We start from the raw sequence: 13,298 nt of genomic DNA, 5'->3' as shown, positions 1-13,298 counted from the left end.
GTACCTTCCATCAGTTTGCCGTACTTAGTACGGTCAATGTATCGTACTAAGTACGAACGGTCTATGGCCCGAACGAAACTCTGGAGTCTGGATGCCTGCACGAACGAACGAGAGCCGCCCCCGGCTCAGCCGGGCGCTGGTGCTGCGCGCCGCCGTCGCGGTCGCCGATGCCGGCGGCATCGGATCCTTGACGATGCGCTCGCTGGCCACCGCGCTCGAGGCCAAGCCAATGTCGATCTACCACCACGTTGCCAACAAGGACGAGGTCCTCGACGGCATCGTGGACATCGTCTTCAGCGAGATCGAACTGCCCACGATCGGCGGCGATTGGCAATCCGAGATGCGACGGCGGGCCGCCTCCGCCCGTGAAGCGATGCGGCGTCACCCCTGGGCGATCGGTCTCGTGGAGACGCGAACAAGCCCCGGCCCGGCGACGCTGAAGCACCACGACGCCGTCATCGGCACCCTGCGTGAGGCGGGCTTCTCGGTGGAGATGACCGCGCACGCCTTTGCCTTGATCGACGCATACGTGTACGGGTTCGCCCTCTCCGAGGCCACACTGCCTATCAACGGCCCCGAGACCGTCACCGAAGTCGCCGAGCAGATGATGGATCGGTATTCCGCCGAGGAGTACCCCCACCTCGCCGAGTTCTCGATTGAGCACATCATGAAACCCGGCTACGACTACGGTGCGGAGTTTGAGTTCGGGCTTGACCTGGTCCTCGACGGCCTCGCGAGGTCGCTTCAGCACTCCGGTGGAGCCCGCGGCACCTGACCACCTGCGAACATGGTCCGCGGCTGCCGGTCACCAAAGCCATCATCGACCGCGGCGGGGATACCTTCTCCAGTCCCTCGTTGTCAACGTCATGTACTGCCTCGAGGACGGCGGGAAGCGAGCGGTCGGGTTCAAACATCATCGTGTCCCTGGCCGAGCGGATCGGCTGACCGCTGTCCGCCAAACCAGCTGGAGTCGCTCCGCCTACGAAGCCGGGTGCGTGAACGGGATCCGGTCGAACGACATGACGCTCTCTGAACCCTCCGGATTGACAGTGACTTTGAGCCAGTCCTTTGCATTGTTGGAGCCATCCACAGTGACTCGCGTCAGGTTCTTCGCCGCTGTGGCCTGCCCGTAGAAGGATAGCCACGCCGAGCCAGCCGCGAGGGGATGGTCTTGGTTATAAACGTGGCTGTCGCCGTTGATCAGATAGACCGGACCGCTGAACGAGTTCGATTCCTCGATCAAGGTCTGCACTAGGGCCTTGTAAGCACCGAAATCAGCCTGGGACGGAGCCGCGATTGTCGGGTCGAACATGTCGGCCTGAATCATCACGACGACGGCCCGGTCACCGCGGTTCTGCGCCTTCCGGAACGTGGCCTTCAACTCCTCGATATCCGCTCGGGTCCGCTGCTGGACCTCATTCAGTTGGGCGTCAGTGGGCAGAGTTTGGCCTAGTCCGGTCCAAGGCAGCATCGAGTTGTTGCTGCCCGGAATGTTGACGGCCGTGAAGGCGACCTCATGCTTGCGAAAGCTGACGTTCTCCGGGAAGCCTTCCTTGGCCTGCGACTTCACCTTCATGGGTGCACCGAGTGTGAACCCGGGCTTGGGGAAGAAGAGTTCCCGAACCTTGGCTAGTCTTTCCAAGGGGATGTAGGCTCCGTTGTTCGGGCGGTGGCAGTCTGTCCACTCGTTGTCGCCCGGGGTGTAGACGAGCGGTGCGGTGAAGCTGTCAAAGTTCTTCCTGATGGCTTCGAAGTACTGGTCAGAGCACTGGGAAGATCCATTCTTGATGTCGCCGGCGTGTGCGACAAAGCTCAGTTCCTTGTGCGCGTTGAGGTCCTGAATGTAGGACGGGAACGCCTGGATTTCAGCGTCACCGTAGGGCACGTCGCCGATCACTCCGAAGCTGAAGCCATTGGTGTTGCCTTGGTGCCCCTCGCCGTTAATCTGACCTGCGTCCGTGCCGTTGTTGGCCGCCAGCGCGGGCGGAGCCAGCAACGAAGTCGACAGCAGGACGGCCCCGACCGTTGCGATCGCGAATCTTGTCATTGAACGCATGAAAACTCTCCTCGTCGTTGGTCTCTGAATCCCCGGACGAGGCTATTGGCACGAGCTGAACTCCAAGAGTCGGCGACATGAATCTTCGCTGCCAGAATCCCGCCCGGCTTCGGTCGGTGCTGTCAGAATCACCCCTTCCCAGACGCGTCGTGCTCTTCACCGAGGCGGGCCACGGATGCATGGATTGAGGGAAGGCATACTGTGAACATGAAATTCACCACCACCATTCAAGGCAGCGGCAACAAAGCGGGCATTGAGATTCCTGAGGACATCGTCAACGCACTCAATGCCGGCAAGCGGCCGCCGGTAGTCGTGACCATTAACGGCCAAAGCTACCGCAGCAGCATCGCGGTGATGGGCGGCCACAACATGGTGGGGGTCAGCGCGGCCAACCGGGAACTGACCGGCACCTCGGCCGGAGACACTGTTGAGGTCGACGTCGAACTGGACACGCAGCCGCGGGTCATCAATGTTCCCGAAGACCTCGCCACCGCCCTAGATGCCGAACCCGAGGCGAAAGCGTTCTACGCGACGCTGAACTACAGCAGCCAGCGGCGATATGTGGAGCCGATCGCGGATGCCAAAACGGAAGACACACGCTCACGCCGGATCATCAAGGTGGTGGCCGACCTCAAGGCAGGCAAGAAGTAAGCCGGCCGGAGCGGCCGGAGCCCGTTAACGCAGAGCCCGTGTCCTGCGCCAAGGGCTACGATCCAATCGGCGCATGCCACTTCCTTCAGGCTGGGCGCGCAGGGTGGTAGTGCGGGCGCCCGGCCGGTCGGTAGACCTGAATCGTCACGCCCTTCGTGTCGGCTCGCGAATCAACCAGGTCGAGCGCGACGTCCAAGCCCGCTTCGGGGAACAGTCGTGTGCCCTGACCCAAGACCACCGGGACAATCAGCAGCGTGAGCTCGTCGACTAACTCGTGCTCGAGCAACCACCGGACCAGGGCTCCGCTGCCGTGCACCTGCAGCTCACCTCCTGGCTGGGCCTTCAATTCGCCGACGGCCGCCGCAAGGTCGCCCGAGAGGACGGTCGTGCCCGCCCAGTGCGGATCGGTTATCGTGTTCGATGCAACGTACTTGGGTGCCTTGTTCAACGCCACACCGATCGGGTGTGCGCGCATCTGCTCGTTCGAGCCCCACGTGTCCGCGAAGATCTCATAGGTTCGCCGGCCAAACAAGAAAGCATCGGCGCGCCGGAACGTCTGGGTGATAAACGCCCCGGTCTCGTCATCGAAGACCCCCATGGCCCACCCGTCGCGCTCGAACCCGTCTCTGCGCTCATCATCGGTCGCGTGGCCGTTTCCTTGCACCACTCCGTCAACGGTGATCTGCGTCATTGTCGTCAGTTTCATTGCCGCCGCTCTGTTCCCTCGGAGACGCTTCATCGGCGATCCCGGACCTTGCTCCGAAACTCTGCCCGAAACCGAGCCATACCGCTAGCCTTGGGCACCTCCCGCGGAGGTCGCGGTCAAGGGCGGGCTACCGAATAACGCACATGGACTGCTCCCTAGCCTTAGATGACCACCTCCGGGTCAAGCAGCATCAGTGGGCGGTTAAGCCTTCCCCAGCTCAAAGCGATTCGCACCAGACGCTCGTCACTGGCGCCGTCGGCCGAGGACACAGAACTCGTTCCCTTCGGGGTCGGCCAACACGACCCAAGATTGCTCACCCTGGCCGATATCGACACGCTTTGCGCCATGAGCCACGAGACGAGCCACCTCGGCGTCCTGGTCATCCGGCCTGAAGTCCAGATGCAGTCGGCTCTTGCCCTTCTTGGGCTCATCGAGCCGGACGAAGTCCAACCCCGGCAGGCGATCCGGCTCGGCGCGGATCTCGAATTCGTCATTGGAGGAGTGGACCACCATCCAGCCGAGCGCCTCGGCCCACCATTGCCCCAAGGTCATCGGATCGAGCGAGTGGACGATCACCTGTTCCCATTCCAAGGTCATCAGCCCAGCCTATTGGTCAGGAGCCGGGCCGGGGACAATGACACGAGCAGCACACCAACTGTCCCGGCCGAGGAATACGAGCTGGGAGCTAGGTGTGGGACACACGGAACACTCACCTGCATGTTGAGGACCCGCGCGGACCTATCGACGGAACCTCTTAGTTTCTTGTCTAATAGTTGCGAAACATCACTCGATAGAGTCCAGCCGCGGCCTCGCCAACCCAGCCTTATCTCATGGAGGATTCAACCGTTGAAAACGCTGTTTCCCGCCTACCGGGTCTCCGATCGGGAGGCTTCGCTGACCTTCTACTCCATCCTCGGCTACCAGGTCCTGAGCACCGTCGAACTCGATGGTGAGTCGACTCTCTCCCTGCTCAAGCTTCCCGAGGAGCCGGCTGTCTCTTTGGAACTGGTCCATCGCCCGGCTGCCGGACCGGTGGACCCCGGCGGCTTCGAGCACCTTGCGGTGCAGGTGGACAATCTAGGGGCAACCTTGGACCGGTTGACCATCGCGGGCCTGAAACCGGGGCCGGTGGTTCGACACGGTGACGCCGACGGGCCGCCGTTTACGGCGATTCTCACTGACCCCGACGGATACGAAATCGAGCTGGTCGAGTGGCCTCCCGGACACGCGGACGGCATCACGGAGGCAGACGTCGTCACTGGCTGACATGGAAGCGTCCCACTTCGTTGAACCCGCGACACTTCACTTAGGCACTTCCCAAGCACGGTTTCAGTCCGTTTGTGGTCGGTGATGAGTGCTGCTGCAAGGCTGCGCGCGGCCCACTTACCGCCCACCATGGGCTGATTTTGGTCAAACCGCCACGGTTCGACCGCCAAAAACAGGAATGACCGACAGCGGTCATGTGAATCGCAGCGACAAATGTCACCCCCGGCCGCCCGTTAGCCGATCGGCCAACGGACAGACAGTGGCGTCTCGCCACTGGAGCTAATAGCTCCGCTTTGGTAGCTTTCAACGCATGGCCATCAAATTTGAGAATGTGGGTATCGCTGTTCGCGACATCGAAGCAGCAATCGCCTTTTTCACCGATCTCGGTCTTACACTCGTCGGCCGTGACACGGTCAAGGGCGAGTGGACCGATACTGCCGTTGGACTTGATGGAAACCATGCCAACATCGCGATGCTCCAGACCCCAGATGGTCATGGTCGACTCGAGCTCTTCGAATACATCCATCCCGAGGCGATCGAGTCGAACCCGACTCGGCCCAACGACATTGGCATGCACCGCGTGGCCTTCTCGGTAGACGACATCGATAAGGCCCTTGAGGTAGCTGCAAAGCACGGATGCCATCCGCTACGCGGTGTGGCGACCTATAAGGACGTCTATAAACTCACGTACCTCCGCGGCCCCAGCGGAATCCTCGTGATGCTCGCCCAGGAACTGAAGAAAGACTGACACCCGAATCGGCCCAATTGGCCTGTATTGCCAGGCCTCAGGGTCCAGAGACTGTCCGGTGAAGGACGGGCTTGCGGACGCTCACTCGGTCTCCTCGTTGCCGGGCAGGCACCCCACGTGAGACGGCCCCAACCCGGTATCAGGGCGATGTGAATCAGAGCTGGCCAGTGGCCTTCCGTACCAGCTCCGCGATGACCTTCTCGTCGGCCGATGAGAGCTCGGTGATGGCGTATGACGTGGGCCACATTGTGCCATCGTCGAGCTGTGCCGGCCCGAAGAACGTGAGGTTGCCGTAGCGAGCCTTGAACCTCGCGCGCTCCTGGTAGAACAGCACGGGCTTGCCGTCCGCGTTGGCATAGGCGGGGCTGCCGTAGAGCAGCTTCGGGGCCAGCGACGGGGCGACCCCCATGACGATCGAGTGAATGCGCTCAGCGTTTTTCTTGTCCGGCTCGTCAAGTGAGGCGATCTTGTCGAGAACCGACTGTAAGGCCTCGGCGGCGCTCTGCCGCTCCTTTAGCTCCTTGGCGCGCTGCTTCATTGCGGCCCGCTCCTCGGGGGTGAACTTGGACCCAGAACCTTTCGACTCAGCCATGCGCCCATTCTTGCAGGCGAGGGTGAGCCCAGCGCTCCGTAGCGTCGTTCCGCAGGGCTGCGTGTCACGCTTGGCGTCGCCTAGGGGGATGGGTCTGCGAGCGGTGTGTACGGTACTGATATGGCTTCTCCGCAGACGCTAAGCGAGGCCGAGCGCCGCGTCGTCGCGATTTGGGCCGCAGACTGCGCTGAGCGAGTCCTGGCTTTATTTGAGGCAGAGGCACCGGCAGATGGCCGCCCCCGCGACGCCATCGCCCGAGCCCGGGCCTTCGCTCGCGGTGAGCGCAGTGCCGCCGAAGAGATCCGCCGGCGGTTTGTTGCGGGCCGTGCCGCACGCGAGGTGAATAGCCCTGCTGCGGTGGCTGCCGCCCGGTCTGCCACGCAAGCCGCATCCGTCGCCCACATGGGCGCGCACGCCTTGGGGGCAGCAGCGTATGCCGCGAAAGCGGCCGGACTGGCAGCGCCCGATCGGCCCCAGACGGTCGACGACGAGGTCCACTGGCAACTCGAGCACATGACTGCCGAAGCCCGGTCCGCGCTTCGGCGCTTGCCACCGCTGGGTGGGAATTCCGCCGGCCCGCTGGGGTCAGGACTTCTCGCGTCCGGAATCCTCGCCTCGATTATCCGCGCGATCCAGGCCGATTTGGCTCGCCCTGACCAGTCTGCCTCCTCCAGCTGAATCCGCCGCCGTAAGCCGGTCGATCACCGTACTGTTGGTGCCCGGTGGCCGAACCTTTAGCGGGCAGCGGCAGCGGCAGCGGCACCACCGTCACAGCAGAACCTGGCGATGACAAGGGCGGTGCCAGCAAGGCGTCCCAACCAGATGATGACAAGGGCGGTGCCAGCAAGGCGTCCCAACCAGATGATGACAAGGGCGGTGCCAGCAAGGCGACCGAACCGGGAGATGACAGCGGCGGCCATGGCGGCCACGGTACGGACCTCCCCGCATATGAAACGCACCCCAGAGGGCTGGCTGCTAGAGCCGCTAGAGGCCGGGGCGCAGTGGGGACGAGCCGTCGGGGCGGCTATGCGTCAGGGCGACCCACGAGGTCCAGTCAGCGGGGTTCGCCGACGGCCGCCCCAGCAGGAAGCCCTGTCCGGCTGTCACGCCCGCTTCGATGACTGCGTCGAGTTCGGCCTGCGTTTCAATTCCTTCGGCGACCAGCACCGCTCCTGTTTCACGGGCCAGTCCGCGCACCGCGGCGGCGGCCTCCCCGGCCTGACCGTGAACCAACCCACTGATGAAATCCCGGTCAAGTTTGATGATGTCCGGACGGATTTCGCGGATGCGCGGGATGGAACGGTCCTCACTGGAGAAGTCCATGGACAAGCTCGCGCCGTTGCGGCGAAGCAGATCCAGGGCGACGCTAATGGCTTCCCAGTCTTCCCCTGCACGCTGCCCTTCGCTGTCATGCCCGGTGAAATCGATGACCATCCTCTCCGGCGGCAGGGCGGATGTGAGCAGCAGGTATTGGACCCTGGGATCGGTGATGGCGGCCGGGCTGAGGTTGGCGGCGATGAACAGCGGGGAAGGGATCTCCTGCCCGGCAGTGATCGCACTTTCAAGGGCTGCTATTTCCAGGTCCATGCCGAGGCCGAGGGCAGCTGCGTCCCGGAACCAGGCGGCAGCGCGGGAGCCGTCGGTGCTGACGAATCGTGCCAGTGCCTCGAACCCGAGGACGTTTCCGCTGGGCAGTCTTCGGATGGGCTGCAGGGCCGTCAGCACCATCCGATTCTCCAACACGTCTTCAATCCGGTGTATCCGGCCGGCATCCAAGGAGCCCTGGTCAAGGTCATGGGTGCCGAACGGGAACGCCGTCTCGGCGGAGCCCTCCCCCGGGCGGGGTGCGGTCGCGTCCTCGGCCGCACCCGTCAGGCTTCTGGTCAGGATCAGATGTTCCAGCAACGCCCGCTCAGGGTGTCCCGGGTAGGCGGCGAGGCGTTCACGCAGCTGGCTTCTGGCCCACTCGCCTTCAGGATCCGGATCCTCCAGCACATGGCGGATGACCTCCGCCACCTGCCTTTGCAGACCACTGCCAAGACCCCTTGGCCGTGATCCTGGCCCGCCCGGATCCGGTACGGGTGACGCGCCAGGAGTCGGCGGGAAGGTGAACTCGTCGTTCGACATCGGCTATTTTCCTTGCTCCGGTGTTCGTACCGCTGCTGACTGGTGTTCCGGATCCGTGGAGGCCACCGGGTGTGATGACAATACCGTCAACAGTAGGCAAGATGCGCCCTAGGCGGTGCACGGCTTCACTGGTCTCCTGCTCTGCCGCGGCCGGCTCAAGGTCGTCGGCAACGAGCAGGATCGCAGCAACCTGGCGACTTTGGGCTTGCGGGCTACAGTCGGCACCGCCGTCGAGGGGGTCGACCTCGTACCAGCGTTCATCGAGCAAGCGACAGCACGATTTCCTGGTATCCCGTTCCGTGTGGCATCACTAACCAGCCACACGCCATACCCCCGGATACTCATGGCCCATTAAAGAGGCCGTTCAGATGCTCGCTGCGGCAGGTTTCGAAGTCGTCTCATATGAAAACCGAACTGGCCATCGACCTCATGCCGGCATTGCCGCACGCCTGCATAAGCGCCTGACGGCAATGAGCACAGTGAAGCAACAAGCCGCTATAGATGGGAGAGACTAGCCTAGGCCTGCCGGCGGTACACGGCTTCGACCACTTGGTACGGATCACGTTCGGGCACCAGGTTGTTCATGGTGATCCGTCCGCTGTTGCCGTCGCCGGGCTCGATGTGGATCTCCCAGCCCCAGTCAGGCCCGGACGGGGCGGCGTACCAGCCGGTCAGCCTGACCACGCCGTCGTCGCCGATTTCCCCGGCAAAGTTCATCCATTCCGGCCCGGAGTGGAAGGAATCAACCCACACCGCTGCCGCACCAGGTCCGGAGGCAGGGCCGGAGCCCAGGAGCAGCAGTCCGCTCTGCGGCTTGTCCTCATGCGACCACGTGTACTCGATGGTCACGAACTCCCGGGCGGTCACGGTGACGGTCGCAGTCGCCACGGATTCCTGGAACTCATCCGTGGGCATGATGCGCAGCCGGTTGTGGCCCTGCCAGGTGCCCACGAACGGGGCCATGGTTTCGGTAATCGTCATACCGGCAGTCTGGCCGGGATGCGCCGGCGCCGCCAGTAAGCGCACGCCTTTAGTTACGCGTGTCCTGCGTTGACACAAAACGACGCTTCGCCCCAGTCGTCCGCCAGTCAGCCCGGCCGGCGGTCGCCGGTCAGGCCGTGTTCGTAGGCGAAGATGACGGCGTGCACGCGGTCGCGCAGCCCGAGCTTCATCAGGATGCGGCCCACGTGGGTTTTCACCGTTGATTCGGTCACGAACATTCGTGCCCCGATCTCCGTGTTGGTAAGTCCTCCGGCGATGGCCGAGAAAATTTCCAGTTCCCTCGGTGTCAGGGCCGCGACGGCTTCGTCATCCCCGGAGGAGGGACCGGAGGGAAGCCTTTGGCTGAAGAGGTCCAGCATGCGGCGGCTGACCCTGGAGGAAATGGCGGCGTCTCCTCCGGCGACGGCTCTGATGGACGCGAGCAGCTCAGCTGGTCCCACATCCTTGAGCAGAAAACCGCTGGCACCGGCCCGGAGCGCCGCGAAGGCAAACTCGTCGAGATCGAAGGTCGTGAGGACAATGACGCGAGACTGCGGGCAGTCCTGGGCGATTAGCTCGGTCGCGGCGATGCCGTCAGTGTCCGGCATCCGCACATCCATCAGCACCACGTCCGGTGATAGGGTCCGACACATGTCGATTCCAGTCCTGCCGTCAGCGGCTTCGCCAACGACTTCCACCCCGTCCTGGGCATCCAGCACCATGCGGAATCCCATTCGGACAAGGGTCTGGTCATCAACGAGCAGTACTCGGATCGGGCGCGCGGGCGGGGTGGTCACCGTTTCCATGGGGCTCTCTTCTGCGGCGGGAACCCTGCGGTCACGGACCATCCTCCGCCGGCCAGAGGACCTGCCTGCACCGTGCCGCCATACAGTGCGACGCGCTCACGCATGCCCACGATGCCATGCCCGGCACGTTCGGCAGGAACGCCCCCTGGTTGCCCGTCGTCCGTCACCGAGACCATAATCGCCTCGGCGCTGAACTGCATGCCAACCGTGATCTCTGTGGCGCCTCTCGCGTACTTAAGCGCATTGGTGAGCCCTTCCTGGATGACCCGGTAGATGACCAGCTGTATCCCGGGATCGGCCGGAGGAACACCGGCCGACTGCAGGACCACGGGAAGGCCCGTAGAACGAAAAAGCTCTACCAGCGCCTGGACGTCCCCCACCCCGGGCGCAGGCGCTACTGTGCCCGCGGACTCCCCCTTGTCGCCTTCGTTCAGAACTCCGAGCATCCGGCGCATGTCCGCCACTGCAACGCGGCCCGTCTCGGCGACCTGGCGCATGGCTTGCACGGCGCGGGCAGGATCAGTAGGGGCGATCTCTGCCGAACCATGGGCCAGGGAAATCATCACTGCCAGCCCGTGCGAGACGATGTCGTGCATCTCCCGGGCGATCGCGTTGCGCTCAGCGGCAGCGGCAATGCTGGCCAGGTGCTCCCGTTCACGCATCAGCCGGTCGGCGCGGTCCACGAGGGCGGCCACGTGGCCGCGGCGCGTGCGTACGTTCAGGCCGGCCAACGCCGCGATCACGAGTAAGACGATCGCCTGGCCGGCTTGGCCAAGGTCCACCGTCGACCCGGGGAGGAGGACCGCGGCGAGAAGGAGGATTCCGCCGGTCCCCAGCAGGCCAAGGACGGCGCCCCGCACTGACCGGTAGACGGCGACGGCGTACAGCGCCATGGCTGTCGCCACCGCCGCGAAACTTGCCGGAACCGCGAAGGTGGCGAGCATGATCCCTGCCGTGGCGGCCAACGAAAAGATGGGAGTTCGACGGCGGATCAGCAGCGCAGTGCCCGAACCCAGAACAGCGAGCACTGGGAGCATAAACCCCTGGCCCCCGTCGGTCGCGCCGACGTGAAAGGCGACAGCTGCCACCAGGGCCGGCACTGTGTACGAGGCAGCGACCAGGACGTCTGTGGTTCGCGGGCGAGAACGCCATCCGCCTCGCAAAATCGGTTCGTTCGACGGAACCGGCTCCGTCAAAGCCACCTCCGGCACCGCTGCCCGACGCTCAGCGTCCCCCGTCCCGGTCATGCTCCGGACTCTACCCGGCGTGGAGTGCATAAGGGTCCTTCGGTCTTCACTTAAGTAGGTGCTGTGTACCGCTGTGGCTGAACACAGGTGGCCGGTGATGCAGCCCGCCGTCGAAAACTAGTGGAGTGCAAGGACCAGGTAGAGGGCTGCGAGCGCAGCTGTGGTGGGGGTCATGACGAGGCGTTCGGGTTTGCTGCGGGAGATCCCGTTCATGAGGACGCCGAGGGCGAAGTATGCCGTCATCACCCACATGGTGACGGAAGTAAAGGATTCGCTGACCAACGCCGGGACGAGGCCGGCCTTGGCCAGCGCGGCGTAGGCGAAGAGAGCATACACGCCTAGGGATACCGCGCTCCCGATTCTGAGGTTGGTCGGGAGGACACGGTGTTGTCCGCCCCAGGCCATCCTCCCGAGCGGAGCCCCGGCGATAAGCGCGCCCTGGAAGATGGTCAGGCCGGCCAGAAGCACGCAGGCGAGTATTGCGGGTGCTGCGATGGTGATCATTATTTCCCCCTGAGTGCGCGGATGTGGTGGTTCCTCCACTTGCTGACCCCTCGGCGTCGCGCCCTGTGCTCGTGGCTGTGGCTGTGGCTGTGGCTGTGGCGGGCATATTCGCGAAAGCGGAGAATCATCGCAACCGCCATCAGCGGGATCATTGTTGCATGGCTGAGAGACATCATCGTCCCGGCTGTCCTAGTCCGAAGAAGGTAGGGACCCGGCGTCATGTCATCCGCCCCTGTGCCCGGCGGCGGACAAGGGTTCCTATGATCGCCGGCAGGGAACCGGCGAGAATGGCGAGGAGCAGGCCGAGCGCGAGCAAGACAGGAACCCGGGCAGGCGTTCCTCCGGCCGGAAGCTTCAGATGCGCCGTGGGATAGTCGATCATCTTCGCCGCGGACAGCGCCGTGGCACGGTCGGTATGCCGCGCCAAGTATTCGAGCGCGCCGTCGAATCCGAACATTCCGTCGGTGCCCCGGAGAGCATCGACGGGCACGTTGCGGGATGCAGCCCAGTCCCTCAACTGCGGGTCGATACCCCGGTCCCCCACCGCCCCGGGAGCAATGACCCTGTCCACCGGAGGTGCCTGCCGTTCCGGGACAGTCAGCAGAACCAACCCGTGTTTGGTGGTGACCGTGTTCGTGGCGCCGACGGCCACCGCCCGGGCGGCGAAGGACATGTTGTAGACCTCGAATGCGCTGGCGACGTCAATTTCGCCTACTCCATTGAAGAGCCCGACGCCGATCGTCGGCCGGAACCACGGAATGAGGGCGTTGAGTCCGACGGGAATGTCCCCGGCGTCGAAGGACTGGACGGGTATCTCAGCTGCCGCCCCGGTGGACCAGCCCGGGTAGTCCACCAGCCGGCCAACCCGGTCGGCCTCCTCAGCCCCCGCCAGATCCTCCATGACTTTCAGCGCGCCCGGGATACCGGACGTAACACCGGCAGTGGTGGTGATCATGCCGTCCTGAACGTACCGCAGACCTCCCGTCCATTGGACCTCCGGATGACTCTTCTTCAGAGCACCCAGACGTGACCAATGGCTTGTCGCCCTTCGGCCGCTCAAGAGGCCGGTCTCGGCCAGTACGCTCGATCCGTTGCAGACGCCCAGGATGCGGGCACCCCGACCTGATTGCTCCACGATCCACTCCCGCATTGCGGTTTCCTCTGGCCCCTCCGGGGCACCGACGGCCGGGACAACGACGACGTCGGGCTGCCGGGCCCTGCCCGATGTAATGTCCTCGAACGTGTACGTGGGCACTATCGCCGGACCTCCGTCAATTGGCGCAGGGGCAGACTGCGCTGCGACTGTGTAGACGGAGAAATTCGGGGAGCTGGCAAACACTTCGTAGGGAGCCAGAACGTCGCTGCCCACGGTGCCCGACGAGCCCAGGACAACGGCCACAACCATCGCGCCGGAGAATGAGGGACGATTCGCAGGGAGTTCGTTCAGGCCTTGAATGGGCGGCGCGACGTGGCTTTCTGCCTCCGCCACCCCTCCGCCGGCGACTGCCAGCACGACTACCGTGAGGAGGGACAACCCGACCGAGAGGGCGGCGTACATAACGCGTTTTGAACGGGAAACCATGGATGAGTCTCGATTCCGGGGAAGGTGTGGGG

The 13,298-nt window shown here is 64.0% G+C and carries 16 protein-coding genes; 5 read left to right on the top strand and 11 right to left on the bottom strand.

Going from position 1 to position 13,298, the window contains the following annotated elements; translation table 11 throughout:
- The first annotated feature begins 91 nt into the window (after positions 1-91).
- The gene (locus tag AC1DD3_RS06660; RefSeq protein WP_476881238.1) at positions 92-775 is read left to right on the top strand and encodes a TetR/AcrR family transcriptional regulator C-terminal domain-containing protein; all 684 of its coding nucleotides are present in this window, start codon (positions 92-94) and stop codon (positions 773-775) included.
- A gap of 204 nt (positions 776-979) precedes the next feature.
- Here the strand turns inward: AC1DD3_RS06660 and AC1DD3_RS06655 are convergent, their stop codons facing one another.
- Positions 980-2,056, bottom strand: a complete 1,077-nt coding sequence (locus AC1DD3_RS06655) for a hypothetical protein (RefSeq protein WP_476881237.1) — start codon at positions 2,054-2,056, stop codon at positions 980-982.
- A 207-nt stretch (positions 2,057-2,263) separates the two neighbouring features.
- On the opposite strand from AC1DD3_RS06655, the gene AC1DD3_RS06650 reads away from it, so the two are divergent.
- A complete protein-coding gene (locus tag AC1DD3_RS06650; RefSeq protein WP_476881236.1) occupies positions 2,264-2,707 on the top strand; it encodes a YdeI/OmpD-associated family protein in 444 nt (147 codons plus the stop codon).
- Between the two features lie 85 nt (positions 2,708-2,792).
- Here AC1DD3_RS06650 and AC1DD3_RS06645 read toward each other — a convergent pair whose 3' ends face one another.
- Entirely contained in the window at positions 2,793-3,398 is a 606-nt protein-coding gene (locus tag AC1DD3_RS06645; protein ID WP_230118861.1) for a dihydrofolate reductase family protein, read from the bottom strand.
- Between the two features lie 258 nt (positions 3,399-3,656).
- Complete coding sequence (locus AC1DD3_RS06640) at positions 3,657-4,010, bottom strand: VOC family protein (protein WP_230118862.1); 354 nt, start codon at positions 4,008-4,010, stop codon at positions 3,657-3,659.
- A 249-nt stretch (positions 4,011-4,259) separates the two neighbouring features.
- Between AC1DD3_RS06640 and AC1DD3_RS06635 the strand changes: the two genes are divergently transcribed.
- Positions 4,260-4,679, top strand: a complete 420-nt coding sequence (locus AC1DD3_RS06635; protein ID WP_230118863.1) for a VOC family protein — start codon at positions 4,260-4,262, stop codon at positions 4,677-4,679.
- Between the two features lie 310 nt (positions 4,680-4,989).
- Entirely contained in the window at positions 4,990-5,427 is a 438-nt protein-coding gene (locus AC1DD3_RS06630) for a VOC family protein (RefSeq protein ID WP_230118864.1), read from the top strand.
- A 154-nt stretch (positions 5,428-5,581) separates the two neighbouring features.
- Here the strand turns inward: AC1DD3_RS06630 and AC1DD3_RS06625 are convergent, their stop codons facing one another.
- Positions 5,582-6,019 carry a hypothetical protein gene (locus AC1DD3_RS06625; RefSeq protein ID WP_476881235.1) on the bottom strand — a complete coding sequence of 146 codons (438 nt, stop codon included), beginning with the start codon at positions 6,017-6,019 and terminating at the stop codon, positions 5,582-5,584.
- 120 nt (positions 6,020-6,139) lie between these two features.
- Between AC1DD3_RS06625 and AC1DD3_RS06620 the strand changes: the two genes are divergently transcribed.
- Positions 6,140-6,697, top strand: coding sequence for a putative immunity protein (locus tag AC1DD3_RS06620; protein WP_230118866.1), 558 nt, complete (start codon positions 6,140-6,142; stop codon positions 6,695-6,697).
- A gap of 56 nt (positions 6,698-6,753) precedes the next feature.
- Here the strand turns inward: AC1DD3_RS06620 and AC1DD3_RS06615 are convergent, their stop codons facing one another.
- From AC1DD3_RS06615 to AC1DD3_RS06585, 7 genes are all read right to left on the bottom strand, one after another.
- Positions 6,754-6,939: a hypothetical protein gene (locus AC1DD3_RS06615; protein WP_476881234.1), complete on the bottom strand. Its 186-nt coding sequence runs from the start codon at positions 6,937-6,939 to the stop codon at positions 6,754-6,756.
- A gap of 64 nt (positions 6,940-7,003) precedes the next feature.
- On the bottom strand, positions 7,004-8,146 hold the full coding sequence (locus AC1DD3_RS06610) for an EAL domain-containing protein (RefSeq protein WP_230118868.1): 1,143 nt from the start codon (positions 8,144-8,146) through the stop codon (positions 7,004-7,006).
- A gap of 516 nt (positions 8,147-8,662) precedes the next feature.
- Positions 8,663-9,127: a DUF1579 family protein gene (locus tag AC1DD3_RS06605; protein WP_230118869.1), complete on the bottom strand. Its 465-nt coding sequence runs from the start codon at positions 9,125-9,127 to the stop codon at positions 8,663-8,665.
- A 107-nt stretch (positions 9,128-9,234) separates the two neighbouring features.
- Positions 9,235-9,933: a response regulator gene (locus AC1DD3_RS06600; RefSeq protein ID WP_476881233.1), complete on the bottom strand. Its 699-nt coding sequence runs from the start codon at positions 9,931-9,933 to the stop codon at positions 9,235-9,237.
- Positions 9,921-11,180: a sensor histidine kinase gene (locus AC1DD3_RS06595; protein WP_476881232.1), complete on the bottom strand. Its 1,260-nt coding sequence runs from the start codon at positions 11,178-11,180 to the stop codon at positions 9,921-9,923. Before AC1DD3_RS06595 ends, AC1DD3_RS06600 begins: the two co-directional genes overlap by 13 nt.
- Before the next feature lie 117 nt (positions 11,181-11,297).
- Complete coding sequence (locus AC1DD3_RS06590) at positions 11,298-11,684, bottom strand: hypothetical protein (protein ID WP_476881231.1); 387 nt, start codon at positions 11,682-11,684, stop codon at positions 11,298-11,300.
- 217 nt (positions 11,685-11,901) lie between these two features.
- Positions 11,902-13,266: a DJ-1/PfpI family protein gene (locus tag AC1DD3_RS06585; RefSeq protein WP_230118873.1), complete on the bottom strand. Its 1,365-nt coding sequence runs from the start codon at positions 13,264-13,266 to the stop codon at positions 11,902-11,904.
- Positions 13,267-13,298 lie beyond the last annotated feature (32 nt).

The sequence above is a fragment of the Arthrobacter sp. 05T444 genome (assembly GCF_056395905.1).
The sequence above is the reverse complement of the archived record's forward strand: the minus strand, read 5'-3'. Positions and strand labels throughout refer to the sequence as shown.

What these genes read in the sequence shown, in the direction of transcription:
- AC1DD3_RS06605 (WP_230118869.1), bottom strand. Translation starts at nt 9,127, where the DNA reads ATGACGATTACCGAAACCATGGCCCCGTTCGTGGGCACCTGGCAGGGC.
- AC1DD3_RS06660 (WP_476881238.1), top strand. Translation starts at nt 92, where the DNA reads ATGCCTGCACGAACGAACGAGAGCCGCCCCCGGCTCAGCCGGGCGCTG.
- AC1DD3_RS06650 (WP_476881236.1), top strand. Translation starts at nt 2,264, where the DNA reads ATGAAATTCACCACCACCATTCAAGGCAGCGGCAACAAAGCGGGCATT.
- AC1DD3_RS06615 (WP_476881234.1), bottom strand. Translation starts at nt 6,939, where the DNA reads ATGGCCGCCGCTGTCATCTCCCGGTTCGGTCGCCTTGCTGGCACCGCC.
- AC1DD3_RS06655 (WP_476881237.1), bottom strand. Translation starts at nt 2,056, where the DNA reads ATGCGTTCAATGACAAGATTCGCGATCGCAACGGTCGGGGCCGTCCTG.
- AC1DD3_RS06630 (WP_230118864.1), top strand. Translation starts at nt 4,990, where the DNA reads ATGGCCATCAAATTTGAGAATGTGGGTATCGCTGTTCGCGACATCGAA.
- AC1DD3_RS06600 (WP_476881233.1), bottom strand. Translation starts at nt 9,933, where the DNA reads ATGGAAACGGTGACCACCCCGCCCGCGCGCCCGATCCGAGTACTGCTC.
- AC1DD3_RS06595 (WP_476881232.1), bottom strand. Translation starts at nt 11,180, where the DNA reads ATGACCGGGACGGGGGACGCTGAGCGTCGGGCAGCGGTGCCGGAGGTG.
- AC1DD3_RS06645 (WP_230118861.1), bottom strand. Translation starts at nt 3,398, where the DNA reads ATGACGCAGATCACCGTTGACGGAGTGGTGCAAGGAAACGGCCACGCG.
- AC1DD3_RS06590 (WP_476881231.1), bottom strand. Translation starts at nt 11,684, where the DNA reads ATGATCACCATCGCAGCACCCGCAATACTCGCCTGCGTGCTTCTGGCC.
- AC1DD3_RS06625 (WP_476881235.1), bottom strand. Translation starts at nt 6,019, where the DNA reads ATGGCTGAGTCGAAAGGTTCTGGGTCCAAGTTCACCCCCGAGGAGCGG.
- AC1DD3_RS06620 (WP_230118866.1), top strand. Translation starts at nt 6,140, where the DNA reads ATGGCTTCTCCGCAGACGCTAAGCGAGGCCGAGCGCCGCGTCGTCGCG.
- AC1DD3_RS06610 (WP_230118868.1), bottom strand. Translation starts at nt 8,146, where the DNA reads ATGTCGAACGACGAGTTCACCTTCCCGCCGACTCCTGGCGCGTCACCC.
- AC1DD3_RS06640 (WP_230118862.1), bottom strand. Translation starts at nt 4,010, where the DNA reads ATGACCTTGGAATGGGAACAGGTGATCGTCCACTCGCTCGATCCGATG.
- AC1DD3_RS06585 (WP_230118873.1), bottom strand. Translation starts at nt 13,266, where the DNA reads ATGGTTTCCCGTTCAAAACGCGTTATGTACGCCGCCCTCTCGGTCGGG.